Source organism: Actinomadura rubteroloni, assembly GCF_002911665.1.
Taxonomy (GTDB): Bacteria; Actinomycetota; Actinomycetes; order Streptosporangiales; family Streptosporangiaceae; genus Spirillospora; species Spirillospora rubteroloni.
Genome location: NZ_MTBP01000002.1, coordinates 943,165 through 955,517, shown reverse-complemented (window position 1 = coordinate 955,517; position 12,353 = coordinate 943,165). Strand labels below are relative to the sequence as shown.

Sequence of the window (12,353 nt, the reverse complement as noted above, 5' to 3'; positions counted from 1 at the left end):
GGGCACCGTCAGGCGTGACTGTTCAGGGCCTTGGCGAGAAGAGGACGGCGCGTGACCTTCAGCTTCCGGTAGACCCGGGTGAGATGCTGCTCGACCGTGCTGACGGTGATGAACAGCTCGCTGGCGATCTCGCGGTTGGAGAAGCCGGCCGCCGCCAGTGACGCGACGCGCTGCTCGGCGTCGCTCAGCTCGCGGGTGGACGGCGCGGGCTGCGGCGGCTTCGGTTTCCGCTCGGCGCGCGTCTTCTTCGCGGTGAGCACGTCGCGGGGGAGCTGCCGGGCCAGTGCCTCCAGACCGGACTGCTCGATCAGCAGTTGGGCCCGCAGGCCGGTGGTGCGGGCGGCGTCGGTGTCGCCCACGGTCCGCTGCGCGCGGCTGAGATCGACCAGGCCGGTCGCGAGCCCGACCAGATCGGCGGTCTGCTCGGCGGTGGTCGTGGCTTCGGTCAGGAGGGCGACCCGGTCCCGTCCCTCGGCCAGCAGCGCCCGCACCCGGAGCGTCGCGGCGCGGGTGCGCATGTCCCACGGCTGGGTCAGCTCGTCCTGCTCGGCCAGCAGGGAGCGCGCGTAGGCGGTGCGGCCGAGCCGCAGCCCGGCCAGGGCCGCGTCGCTGCGCCACGGGATCAGCGCGGGCTGGTCGATCTCCCATTCCCGCATGAGGTCGCCGCAGGAGTCGAAGTCGGCGAGGGCGGTCATGTGCCGGCCGATCGCGGCGTGGTGACACCCGCGGGCGTGCATGTAGTAGAGGCCGGAGAGGGTGTTGAAGATCCCGTCGGGCAGCGGGACGGTGAGGAGCGACGCGGCGATGTCGTGCCGGCCCCGGCCGGTGGCCGCGTCCAGCGCGCTGGACAGCGGCAGGCCGATGGCCATGCCCCAGCTCCGGTGGGAGATGAGGCTGAGGGCGCGGTTGGCGTGGGTGGTGGCCGAGCGCAGCACGCCTCGGCGGACGTCGATGAGGGAGTTGGCGGTGGACACCAGCGCCCGCCAGGTCACCGAACCGCGCCGGTCGGCCGCCTTCAGCAGCGTGTCGATCCAGACCCCGGCCCGGTCGAGGCGCTCGGTGTAGACGAGCACGGCGAGCGCCGTGAGGGCGGGCACCAGCGCAGAGTCGTCCAGCCGGGTGTTGAGCAGCGCCTGCTCGGCGGCGATCAGGATGTCGTCGTCGATCCGCGCGCCGCCGATCACGGCGACCTCGACGGACCGCTCGTCGGCGGGCGCGCCGCCCACGCCGGTCAACAGCGCCGGGTAGAGCCACGAACGGAACCTGGACGTCCAGCCGGTGGGCCGGACGTTGCCCTCCCGGTCGGTGAGGTGCGTGATCGCCTTCTCGCGCTGGCCGTGCCAGAGCAGGTAGGTGACGAGGTTCTCGGTCTGGTCGGACCGGAGGTGCCCGGCCCACGCGGCGGCCTCCAGGTCGGGGAGGAGCCGGACGACCGAGAGCGGGTCGAGCTGCCATTCCACGGCGGCGAGGTCGGAGGTGATCTGCGCTTCCTCCGCGCTGCCCCGCGCGACGGCCTGCCGGGCGAGCCGCAGGTACCGGACGGCGCAGGGGAAGTCCCCGTCGCGCTGCTCCTGGTCGGCGGCGTTGCGCAGGACGCCGACCATCCACGGTTCGCCGATGTCGTCGGCGGCGGCGAGCAGCCGGGCGACGCGGAGGGCGGGCGCCCCCTCCTGCTGGAGGACGGCGGCGGCCCGCAGGAGCATTTTGGTCCGTTCCCTGGCCGGGACTTTGGCGTAGAGCGCGTCGCGCGCCCTTTCGTCGCGAAAGCCCGCTGCGTCGACCAGCCCGCCGGCCTCCAGCGTGTTCAGGCCCTGCGCGGCGACCATCGGGTCGATGGCGAGGGTCTCGCCGAGCAGCGCGGGGGAGCCCGCCTCGCCCAGCACCGCGACGGCCTGCGCGAGCGCGACGAGCGCCGGGTGGCCGCGGTGCAGGAAGCGCCACACCGCCTTGACGTAGTGGTCCCCGGCGATCGAGCCGGGCCGGGCGGACGCGCCGCGGTCGCGCGCGTCCTCGATGAGCGCGCCGAGCAGCAGCGGGTTGCCGCCGCTGAGGCGGTCGAACTCCGCCGCCTCCGGGCCGTGGTCGTCGGCCACCATGTCGGCCACGTCCGCCGCCGACAGCGGCCCGAGCTGGACGTGGCGGCAGTGCGGCTGGCTGCTCATCTCGGCGGAGAACAGGGCGCGCTCGTCCAGCGGACACGACGACAGCGCCGCCACGACCACGATCGGCGCGGCTTCGAGCCTGCGGGAGAGGTACAGCAGGCCGCGCAGCGCGGTGTCGTCGGCGTGGTGGGCGTCGTCCACGGCGATCACGACGGGCGTGTCCCGGGCGAGTTCCTGGACGGGCTTCCAGATCTCGTGCAGTTGCGCGGCCGACAGCGTCCGGTCGCCGCCCTCGGCGAGGTCGTGCGACAGCGCGCCCGGCACCGTCGAGGGGATCGCCGGGTGACGGAGGATCTGGTCGAACAACTCCCAGGGGTCGTTGTCGGTGCGGGTGGCGGTCGCGCTGAGGAAGACGGCGCCGCGCGCGGCCGCCGCCCCGCCGAACGCCCGCAGCAGGGTGGTCTTGCCGTATCCGGCGGGACCGGTGACGAGTGCGGCGCCGCCCTTGCCGCGCAGGGCGTCGGACAGGAGAGATGACAGGACTCTGAACTCTGCTTCGCGTTCCATCGCTTGTTGTACCCCCGCAGGCGCCGGGCAGGTCGGAGTGGGCTGAGCGGTCACACGGGTCCCGGAGCCGACTCTCTCACCGCTCGGTTGAACGAGCAAGAAATCGGCGTCAACGGCACGGGGACAGGGTTGGCGGGGGTGGCGCCTGCCCCTTGCGAGCCGAGGCTCGGCTTGCGGCGCTCAGCCTTGCAGGCGGCGCACCTCGTCCAGCCGGGTGAGCCCCTCCAGCGCCAGGTCGGTGTCGACGCCGAAGTCGATGAGGCAGGCCAGGTCGTCCACGCCGAGGTCCTTGAGCGTCGTCACGGTCTTCAGCGCGTCCTGGACGGTGCCGAACAGGCCGCCCGTGTCGAAGTACCGGTCGAAGGAGCGGGCGACGAGGAAGTCCAGGTCGGCGGGGGTGAGGCGGTTCAGGTCGACGCCGGGCATGTCGGCGCTGATCGCCCGTGCGAAGAGGCCGATCGAGCTGCGCAGGTACGCGCTGAACGGTTCGCGGACCAGCTCCCGGACCTCGTCGCGGTCGGTGCCGATGTAGGTGTGCAGCATCAGCGCGACGTTGCCCTGGCCGCCGTCGGCCCCGTGGTGCTCGGTGTATTTCCGGCGATACGCGGCGATCTTGGCCGCGAGGCCGTCGAGGTCCTGGCCGAGCAGGTGGGTGAGGACTCCGACGCCCATCTCGCCCGCCTTCTCGAACGTCTCCAGCGACCCGGCGCTCGTCAGCCAGACCGGGAGTTCGGGCTGGACGGGCTGCGGGAAGATCTTCACCGCGGACGTGCCGCCGGTGCCGTCCACGAATTCCAGTTCCTCCTGCCGCCACAGGCGCCGGACGGTCTCCACCGTCTCGATGAGAATTCGCTTGCTGTCGGTGAAGTTCTCCGAACGCAGAGCGAAGTCCACGGCGTTCCAGCCGGACGCGAACGAGACCCCGACGCGGCCGCCGGAGAGGTTGTCCACGACGGACCACTCCTCGGCGATGCGCACGGGGTGGTGGAGGGGCGCGACCACGCTGCCCGCGCGGATGGAGACGCGCTCGGTGATGGCGGCGACCGCCGCGGACGTCACCGCCGGATTGGGGTAGAGGCCGCCGAAGGAGTGAAAATGACGTTCCGGTGTCCAGACGGCGGAGAAACCCCGACTATCGGCGAACTTCGCTCCTTCGAGCAGGAGCTGATATCTATTCTTCAGCGTCAGACCTGTGTCGGCGAAATAGAACAGGCTGAAATCCACAGCGATCTCCCTCGACGGGTTCCAGCATTCCTTGGCCCGGCGGTCACGAAACGCTCTTAACCGGCCAATCGGGATAATATCCCTCGCCTGGTGTCGTGTGTGCCCCTACCACCCCCTAATCCGGGCGCGACCCCCTACCGGTGATGCCGTGATCTGCCGGATATGACACCTGAAACACTTCGGCCGGACCGCTCTGCACGAGCGATCCGGCCGAGAGCGGGTTCGTCAGTCGCCGATTCCGCTTCCGAGCGGAGCGGCTCCTTCGGTGGCCGGTTCCGGCACGGCGTGCGCCTTGGCCGGGTTCTTCTCGCCGCGCGGCATCAGCACCGCGGTGAGCACCACGCCGACGAGCGCGACGCACGCGCTGGTGATGGCAGCCGCCGACATGCCCGAGCCGAAGGCGTCGGTGGCGTCGGCCGCCAGCCGGGCGCCGCCGTTCCCGAGCCGGGCGGTGACCGCGAGCGCGCTGCCGAGGGAGTCGCGGACGCCGGCCCGGTCGGCGGCCGACAGCGCGTCCAGGGACGGCAGCGCGTTCTGGTACGCCGAGGTCATCGCCGTGCCCAGCACCGCGACGCCGATGGCGCCGCCGACCTGGAGCGCGGTGTCGTTGACCGCGGAGGCGGTGCCCGCCTGGTCGCTCGGGGCGTTGGCGAGGATGCCGTCCACCGAGGGCGGGATGGACAGGCCGATCCCGAAGCCCATCACGCCGAGGCTGATGAGGACCGTGGTCTCGGCGCCGACGTCGGCGGTCGACAGCCAGATCGCGCCCACCGCGATGATCACGAGCCCGGTGATGATGGTGAGCTTGTCGCCGATCATCTTCACGACGTTCGGCGCCAGCGGCGAGGAGATGATCAGGGTGCAGATCGCCAGCATGCGCACGCCCGAGGCGAGGGGGTCGTGGTGGCGCGCGATCTGGAAGTACTGGGTGAGCACGAACAGGCTGCCGAACAGCGCGAACGCCTGGCACGTCAGGGCCGCGGCGGAGCCGCTGAAGCGGCGGTTGGCGAACAGCGACAGGGGGAGCATCGGGGTGCGCGAGCGCGCCTCCCAGGCGACGAAGGCGGCGAGCAGCACGGCCCCGCCGACCAGGGAGCCGAGCGTCACCGCGCTGCCCCAGCCGCGCTCGGGCGCCTCGATGAGCCCGTAGACGACGGTGACCAGGCCCGCGACCGACAGGAACGCGCCGACCAGGTCCAGCTTGATGGGACGCTCCGAGCGCCACGACGGGATCAGCAGGAACCCGCCGATCAGGGCGATGGCGACGACCGGGATGTTGATGAGGAAGATCGAGCCCCACCAGAAGTGGTCGAGCAGCAGCCCGCCGATCACCGGGCCGAGCGGGATGCCGATGCCCGCGGCGCCGGACCAGACGCCGATGGCCTTGGCCTGCTCCTCCACGGGGAAGACGTGCTTGATGATGGCGAGCGTCGCGGGCATGACCATCGCCGAGCCGAGCCCCATCCCGGCGCGGAAGACGATGAGCGTCTCGGGGCCGCCGGCGAACGCCGCCGCGACCGAGAACGCGAGGATCAGGACGAGACCGCCCAGCAGCATCAGCTTGTGACCGAAGCGGTCACCCAGGGTGCCGGCGAGCAGCAGCAGGCCGCCGAAGGTCAGGGTGTAGGCGTCGACCGACCACTGCATCTGCCCGACGGTGGCGCCCAGATCCTCCTGGATCTTGGGAACCGCCATGGCGATGACGAGCGCGTCGAGTCCGCTGATCACCAGGCAGAGGCTCAGCACGCTGAGCATCAGCCATCGGCGGCGGTACACGGTAGCGGCATCCATGTGCTTCGGGTCTCCTTGGGAGAGGTCGGTGCCGGGTTTCAGGGGGCCGCTGTCGCCATCGGTTCGAGGCCCAGCCCGAACACCGTCAGCTCCACCATCTGGTGGAGCCGCCGGTGGAGCACCTCGGGCGGGGCGTCGGCCTGGCTGATGCCGACGACGGTGTCGAGCAGCAGGCCGGCGCAGTCGTGCGCCGACATGACCTTGCGGAGATGGTTCAGCTCGCCGGGCGCTCCGGCGAGCAGATCCTCGATGAGAGTCGCGAAGCGATCCTTGAAGGAGACCAGCAGGTCGGCGGCGATCACCCCGGCCTCGTTGAGCAGTTCGGTCCGGTGCCCGGCGTCGACCGAGCCCACCACGACGGCGAGCTTGATCGACAGGACCGCGTAGAGCCGGTCGACCAGCGTGCCCGGCGCGTCCGCCGCCCCCCGCGCCGCGTCCAGCACCTCGTCGAGCATGCGGGCGCCCATCGCGCGGAAGACGTCCTCCTTGCCGCTGAAGTGCTGGTAGAGCGCGGGACGCGAGACACCGGCGGCCTGGGCGATCAGCTCCATGGAGGTGCGCCGGTACCCGTAGTGGCCGAACGCCTTCATGGCCGCGGTGAGGATCTCGTCGCGCCGATCCTCTGGCGCCTTCCTCGATGACATTCTGACATCCTGACGTCTGAGTGTCACAGTGTCAAGCAAGCTCCGCTAGGGGCGGGACGGCACCCGGAGCCCGCGCAGCCCGCCGTCGATGACGTGCACGGTCCCGGTGGTGGCCGCCGACAGCGGACCGGCCAGGTGGCAGATGCTCTCGGCGACCTCCTCGGCGGTGATCAGCCGGCCGTTGGGCTGCCGGGCGTGCACCGCCGCCAGCGCCGCCTCCGGATCGGGGGCGGCGGCGAGTTCCCGCCGGACCCACGGGGTGTCGACCGGGCCGGGCGCCACGCAGTTCACGCGGATGCCCTCGGCCAGCAGGTCGGCGGCCATGGACAGCGTCAGCGAGTACACCGCGCCCTTGGACGCGCCGTAGACCGCGCCGCCCGGCATCCCGACGAGCGCGGTGACCGAGCAGGTGTTGACGATCGCGGGATCCCGCCCCTTCTTGGCGGACTCGCGCAGCCACGGCATCGCCGCCCGGCTGACCCGGACCAGCCCGAGGACGTTCACCTCGAACACGCGCCGCCACTCGTCGAGGTCGTTGGCCTCGAACGATCCGCGCGCCAGCCGTCCGGCGTGGTTGACGAGGACGTCGATGGCGCCGAGCCGCTCGGCCGCCGCGGCGACGGCCGCGCCGACGCCGTCGTCGGCGATGTCCCCGCGCACGGCGACGAGCGGCTCGGCGACGGCGGACGGATCGACGTCCACGCAGGCCACCGCGGCCCCGCGCTCGGCCAGCATCCGCGCGGTCGCCAGCCCGATCCCGGAGCCGCCGCCCGTCACGACGGCGGCGGCGCCCGCGAACGGCCGGGCGGGATCAGTCCGCCTCGGGGGTGCGGTCATCGGTCAGTTCCGCCGGCCGACGACCGGGAAGCTGCCGAAGATCCCGGCCTTGGACTTGCCGGTCATCTCGTCGCCGGAGACCTCGACGGTGAACGTCAGCGTGATCCGCATCGGCTTGCGGACCTTGAGTTTCCACGTCGCGGTGTCGCCGTCCAGCGCGCCGCCGATGATCTCCGGAACGACCTCCCGTCCTTCCGCCGTTCCCGTACCGGTCAGTGTCGTTCCCTCGGCGTTCAATTCGAAGTCGAATTCCTGCTTCCCCATCGCGCTGTCGAGGGTGAGATGCCAGCTGCCGTCCACGCCCACGTCTACTCCCAGTGAAAAGTGAGGCTCGTTCCGGATTTCGGGAATGGTGTTCCGGTCGGGATCGTAGGCGCGCCGGACCGTGCCGCAGAAGCCCCTATCGCCCCCTAGTGGCAGGTCGTGAAGCGGCGCGGGGCGGTCGGATTAGGGGTACCGGCCGTCCTGCCTCGGATGCGACGCTTGTCCGGGTTTAAGACCTGGCACCGATTCAGATCACGAGGCGTTATGGAACAGCCAGCGGCGTACAACGTGCTTCGCAGTTCCGCATCCGCGGACCTGATTCTCGCTTCCGACTTCTCCGCGACGACGGGACGGACGGTCGGCTCGTTCAGCGATCTGATCCCGAAGGTCTCGACCTCCTGCGCCGTCTGGGAGACCCGGCCTCCCGCCCCCGGCGACCGGACCGCCGAGGACCACCTCGACCGGTGGGCCGCCGACGTCCGGGCGTCCGGGCTGACCGTGCGCCGCGTCCTCGGCTACTGCGTCGGCAGCGTGTTCGCCGCGGGCCTGGCCGAGCGCGTCGCGGCGTGGCAGGAGGCCCCCGGACTGATCGTGTTCGACCCGGAGGTGCCGCACCCGGCGCTCCTGCACCGCCACTTCCAGGACGCCGTCGGCGCGCTCGCGGGCTTCATGACCGCCGCGCAGGTGGAGACCGCGCGCCGGGAGGGCGACGCGGCGCTGCGCGACATCGACGGGATGCCGGAACTGGCCGCGACGCTGTCCGGGCTCGTCGTGGCCCACGGCGAGCCAGCGCTCGCCGCGATCGGGCTCGCGCCCGACCGCGCCGCCGAACTGCTCGGCGGTTTCGGAGCGTTCCTGTCCTACCTCGTGTCGGCGGCCGAACTCGACCCCGCGCGGGGCTGGGCGACCGCGACCGCGATCACCTCCGCCACCGAGCACAACGGGCTCAACACCCTCCCGGACGCCGTGCGGGCGGGGACCGTCGCCCGCGAGGTCCGCTTCGACCTGCCGCACGCCGAACTGCTGCGCGACGCGGGCGTCGTCGCGGCGATCAACGACCTGCTGGACGAGGAGGAGCGATGACGTCCCCGGCCTCGGTGAAAGAAGAGGCGCTCTGGCTGCTGGACCGGATGGTCCCCGACGGAGTGCCCAACAATCTCGCCTTCGCGTTCCGCACGGACGGACGGCTCTCGCTGCGGGCCGTCCGGGGGGCGCTGACCGCCCTGGTCCGGCGGCACGAGTCGCTGCGCACCGTCTTCCGGGCGGAGGGTGCCGCCCTCACCCGGACGGTCCTGCCCGCCGCGTCGGTCGACCTCGGCGTGACGCGGGTGCCGTCCACCGGGGAGGCGCCCGAGGACGAGCTGGCCCCGTTCGTCGCGGAACCGTTCGCCTTCACCGGCGAACCCCTGATCCGCGTCGCCGTGCTGGACGGTGAGCCGGGCGACACTCTGTGCTTCGTCGTCCACCACCTGGTCTTCGACGCCACCTCCATCCCGGTGTTCGTGGAGGAGTTCGCGAGCGCCTACGGCGGGCTCGTCGCGGAGGGCCTGGTGCCGGCCGACCTCACGGCCGTCGTGCCCGCGCTGACGGACCCGCCCGCCCGTCCCGAGAGCGAGGCGTACTGGCGCGAACTGCTGGACGGCCACGTCGCCCGGCCCGCGGAACTGGCGTGCGGACGCCCCGACGGCCCCGCGCCGAACCTGGCCGGGGACCACCTGCTGCGCAACCTCCCCGAGTCCGCGGTCGCGGCCGTGCGGCGGGTGCAGCGCACGGTCCGCGCGCCCGAGACCGTCGTCCTGCTCGCCGCCTACCTGCTGCTCCTCGACGCGCACGGCGCCGGCCCCGAGCTGGTCGTGGGCGTCCCGGCCGGGACCCGGCCGCGCACCGACCCGCGGGCGATCGGCTACCACGTCAACGTGCTCCCGCTGCGGACGACGATCGACCCGGCCGAGTCCGTGCGGGACTTCGTGCGCCGCACCCGCGACGCCTACTTCGACGCGCTCACCCACGCCGACGTCCCGGTGGACGGGCTCACGCGCACCGTCCGCCGCTCCGGGGACTCCTGGCGCAACATGCTGTTCCAGCACGCGTTCAACTACGTCGAGGGCCCGGCGATCCCGCCGTTCGTGCTCGGCGGCGTCAAGGCCGAGCCGCTGCACCTGGAGAACGGCTCCGCCAAGTTCGACCTGGAGCTGTTCGTGATGTCGGCGGCCGACGGCGTCCGGATCCGCGCGGTCTACCGGACCGAGTTGTTCGACCCCGACGACGTCGCGCTGATGATCGAGCGCTACGAGCGGCTGCTGCACACCCTGGACGCCGACCCCGACGCGCCCGTCGGGTCGCTGCGGGTGTGGAGCGAGCGGGACGAGGCCGTCATCGGGGCCGCCAACGCGACCTCCGCCGACGCCGCGCCCGGGGTGCTCCGCGAGATCCACGCGCGGGCGGTCGCGGACCCGGACGCTCCGGCCGTCCTGGACGGCGACCGCGCGGTGACCCGGGCCGGGCTGTGGGCGGGGGCGCTGGCCGTCCGCGACGCCCTGCCCGGCGTCGGCCCGGGGGACATCGTCGCCGTCGCCGCCCCCCGCGGCCCCGAACTGGCCGCCGCGGTCCTCGGCGTGTGGCTGACGGGCGCGGCGTACCTGCCGGTCGACCCCGATCATCCCGCGCCGCGCGTCGCCTACCAGCTCGAAGACTCCGGGGCCGGAACGCTGCTGTGGTCGGGCCGCCTGCCTTCCGCGGCGGCGCCCGTCGTGGTGGAGATCCCCGCCGTCCCGGCGACGGCCGCCGCCCCGGACGCCGCCGTCCCCGACGACGATCAGGGCGCGCTGGCCTACCTCATGTACACCTCCGGGTCGACGGGCAGGCCGAAGGGCACGCTGGTCGGGCGGGGCGCGCTGGCGAACCTCGTCGCGCACTTCGCCGCCGAGCTGGGCGCGGGCGACGACCACGCCACGGTCTGGCTGACGACGTTCGCGTTCGACATCTCCGGCCTGGAGCTGTTCGTGCCGCTCGCGTCGGGCGGCCGGGTCGTGGTCGCGCCCGACGAGGCCCGGGTGAACGGACGTCTGCTCGCCGAGGTGATCGAACGGCACGGCGCCGACGCCGTCCAGGCGACGCCGACGACGTGGCGGGCCGTCCTGGCGGAGGCGGGGCCCGCGCTCGGCGGCCGTCAGGTGCTCAGCGGCGGCGAGCCGCTCCCGCCCGAGTCGGCCCGCGCGCTGCTGGCCACCGGTTGCGAGCTGCACCACGTCTACGGGCCGACGGAGACGACGATCTGGTCGACGTCCGCGGTCGTCCCCGGCCCGGTCGAAGGCCGGCTGGACGTGGGCCGTCCCATCCGCGACACGCGCGTCCACATCCTGGACGCGGACGGACGGGAACTCCCGATCGGGGTGCGCGGCGAGCTGTGCATCGCCGGCGGCGGGCTCGCCCGGGGCTACCACGGCCGTCCCGAGCTGACCGCCGAGCGGTTCCCGGACGCGCCGGGCATCGGCCGCCACTACCGGACGGGCGACACCGCGTACTGGCGGGCCGACGGCACGCTCGTCCTGCTCGGCCGCAGCGACCGGCAGATCAAGCTGCGCGGCAACCGGATCGAGCTCGGCGAGATCGAGGCGGCGCTGGCCGGGCACCCGGACCTGCGTTCGGCGGCCGTCGTCCTCGACGGCGACCCGAGCGGCGACGGACGGCTCGTCGCGTTCGTCACCGCCGCCGCGACGGCCCCGTCGCCCGAGGAACTGTGGGGATGGGCGGGCGACCGCCTGCCCCGCGCCATGGTCCCCGCCGAGTTCGCCGTGCTCGACGCGCTCCCGACGACCGCCAACGACAAGGTCGACTACCCGGCGCTGACGCGGCTGGCCGCGCGGCGGACCGCCGCCGCCCCCTCCGGCGGCGCGGAGACCACCGACGACGAACTCGTCGGCGCCCTGCTCGGCTTCTGGCGTGACCTGCTCGAACTTCCCGACCCCGACCCGCACACCAACTTCTTCCTCAGCGGCGGCAACTCGCTGCAGGGCGCGCTGCTCGGGCAGCGGGTCGAGGAACTCACCGGGGTGGTGGTGCCGCTGGCGGAGGTCTTCGAGCATCCGACTCCGCTCGCGCTGGCCGCACGGATACGTGGAGGAAGCAACGCATGAAATATCAGGCCCTCGGGCCGATCAGGCTGATCGACGGCGACACCGTGCACGTCATCCGGGCACAGAAGATGGAGATCGCCCTCGCGGTGCTGCTCGTCCGCGCGAACCAGATCGTCTCGACGAAGGAGCTGATCGGGGAGATCTGGGACGAGTCGCCGCCGCTGCGCGCGGTGCCCGCCCTGCACGTCTACATCTCGCAACTGCGCAAGCTGCTGCTGCGGCCCGGCGTGCGGGAGAACCCGATCGTCACGCAGGCGCCGGGCTACCTCCTGCGCGTGGACCCCGAGGACGTCGACTACCTGGTGTTCCAGGACCTCGTCCGGTCGGGCCGCACGCTGCTGATGCGGGACCGCTGCGAGGAGGCGCTCGCACGGTTCGAGCGGGCCCTCGGCCTGTGGTGCGGGCCGATGCTCGGCGGCCTGACGCTCGGCCCGATCGGCCGCAGCCTCCTCACCCGTGTCGAGGAGATCCGGGTGGAGTGCCTGGAGATGCAGGTGGAGGCCAAGCTGATGCTCGGCCGGCACCGCGAGCTGGTCAGCGTCCTGTACGGGCTCATCAACGACCATCCGTTCAACGAGGTCTTCTACGAGCAGCTCATGCGCGCCCTGCACAGCTCGGGCCGCCGCGCCGACGCGCTGCGCGTCTACCGGATGGCGTGGGAGACCCTGGACCGGGAACTCGGCCTGGAGCCCGGTTTCAAGCTGCGCGAGGCGCAGCGGACGATCCTCGCCCGCGACACCGGGCGGGTCCGCGTCCGCGCCGACGTCCGCTGACGGCCGTCGCGTCCT

9 protein-coding genes are annotated in these 12,353 nt (G+C 72.6%); 3 read left to right on the top strand and 6 right to left on the bottom strand.

Annotated features, from left to right (window positions below):
• Positions 1 to 8: 8 nt before the first annotated feature.
• The 6 genes from BTM25_RS15885 to BTM25_RS15860 all read right to left on the bottom strand — a co-directional run bounded on the left by BTM25_RS15885 (position 9) and on the right by BTM25_RS15860 (position 7,471).
• Positions 9 to 2,669: an AAA family ATPase gene (locus BTM25_RS15885; protein ID WP_103563658.1), complete on the bottom strand. Its 2,661-nt coding sequence runs from the start codon at positions 2,667 to 2,669 to the stop codon at positions 9 to 11.
• Positions 2,670 to 2,849: 180 nt separating this feature from the next.
• On the bottom strand, positions 2,850 to 3,893 hold the full coding sequence (locus BTM25_RS15880) for an LLM class flavin-dependent oxidoreductase (RefSeq protein WP_103563657.1): 1,044 nt from the start codon (positions 3,891 to 3,893) through the stop codon (positions 2,850 to 2,852).
• A gap of 225 nt (positions 3,894 to 4,118) precedes the next feature.
• Entirely contained in the window at positions 4,119 to 5,684 is a 1,566-nt protein-coding gene (locus tag BTM25_RS15875) for an MFS transporter (protein ID WP_103563656.1), read from the bottom strand.
• 38 nt (positions 5,685 to 5,722) lie between these two features.
• On the bottom strand, positions 5,723 to 6,328 hold the full coding sequence (locus BTM25_RS15870) for a TetR/AcrR family transcriptional regulator (RefSeq protein ID WP_103563655.1): 606 nt from the start codon (positions 6,326 to 6,328) through the stop codon (positions 5,723 to 5,725).
• A gap of 45 nt (positions 6,329 to 6,373) precedes the next feature.
• A complete protein-coding gene (locus BTM25_RS15865; protein WP_103563654.1) occupies positions 6,374 to 7,165 on the bottom strand; it encodes an SDR family NAD(P)-dependent oxidoreductase in 792 nt (263 codons plus the stop codon).
• Positions 7,166 to 7,168: 3 nt separating this feature from the next.
• Positions 7,169 to 7,471 carry a hypothetical protein gene (locus BTM25_RS15860; protein WP_103563653.1) on the bottom strand — a complete coding sequence of 101 codons (303 nt, stop codon included), beginning with the start codon at positions 7,469 to 7,471 and terminating at the stop codon, positions 7,169 to 7,171.
• 222 nt (positions 7,472 to 7,693) lie between these two features.
• Here BTM25_RS15860 and BTM25_RS15855 point away from each other — a divergent pair, with 222 nt between their 5' ends.
• From BTM25_RS15855 to BTM25_RS15845, 3 genes are read left to right on the top strand one after another with little or no spacing between them, the layout of a single operon-like run.
• Positions 7,694 to 8,512 (top strand): hypothetical protein, encoded by an 819-nt coding sequence (locus tag BTM25_RS15855; RefSeq protein ID WP_103563652.1) that lies wholly within the window; start codon positions 7,694 to 7,696, stop codon positions 8,510 to 8,512.
• Complete coding sequence (locus tag BTM25_RS15850) at positions 8,509 to 11,565, top strand: non-ribosomal peptide synthetase (protein ID WP_103563651.1); 3,057 nt, start codon at positions 8,509 to 8,511, stop codon at positions 11,563 to 11,565. The genes BTM25_RS15855 and BTM25_RS15850 overlap by 4 nt, the downstream gene beginning before the upstream one ends.
• Positions 11,562 to 12,338, top strand: a complete 777-nt coding sequence (locus BTM25_RS15845; RefSeq protein ID WP_103563650.1) for an AfsR/SARP family transcriptional regulator — start codon at positions 11,562 to 11,564, stop codon at positions 12,336 to 12,338. Before BTM25_RS15850 ends, BTM25_RS15845 begins: the two co-directional genes overlap by 4 nt.
• The last annotated feature ends 15 nt before the right edge of the window (positions 12,339 to 12,353 follow it).

Bases quoted from the DNA above. Each gene is read 5' to 3' on its own strand.
- BTM25_RS15885 (WP_103563658.1), bottom strand. From the start codon at position 2,669: ATGGAACGCGAAGCAGAGTTCAGAGTCCTGTCATCTCTCCTGTCCGAC.
- BTM25_RS15875 (WP_103563656.1), bottom strand. From the start codon at position 5,684: ATGGATGCCGCTACCGTGTACCGCCGCCGATGGCTGATGCTCAGCGTG.
- BTM25_RS15870 (WP_103563655.1), bottom strand. From the start codon at position 6,328: ATGTCATCGAGGAAGGCGCCAGAGGATCGGCGCGACGAGATCCTCACC.
- BTM25_RS15865 (WP_103563654.1), bottom strand. From the start codon at position 7,165: ATGACCGCACCCCCGAGGCGGACTGATCCCGCCCGGCCGTTCGCGGGC.
- BTM25_RS15855 (WP_103563652.1), top strand. From the start codon at position 7,694: ATGGAACAGCCAGCGGCGTACAACGTGCTTCGCAGTTCCGCATCCGCG.
- BTM25_RS15850 (WP_103563651.1), top strand. From the start codon at position 8,509: ATGACGTCCCCGGCCTCGGTGAAAGAAGAGGCGCTCTGGCTGCTGGAC.
- BTM25_RS15845 (WP_103563650.1), top strand. From the start codon at position 11,562: ATGAAATATCAGGCCCTCGGGCCGATCAGGCTGATCGACGGCGACACC.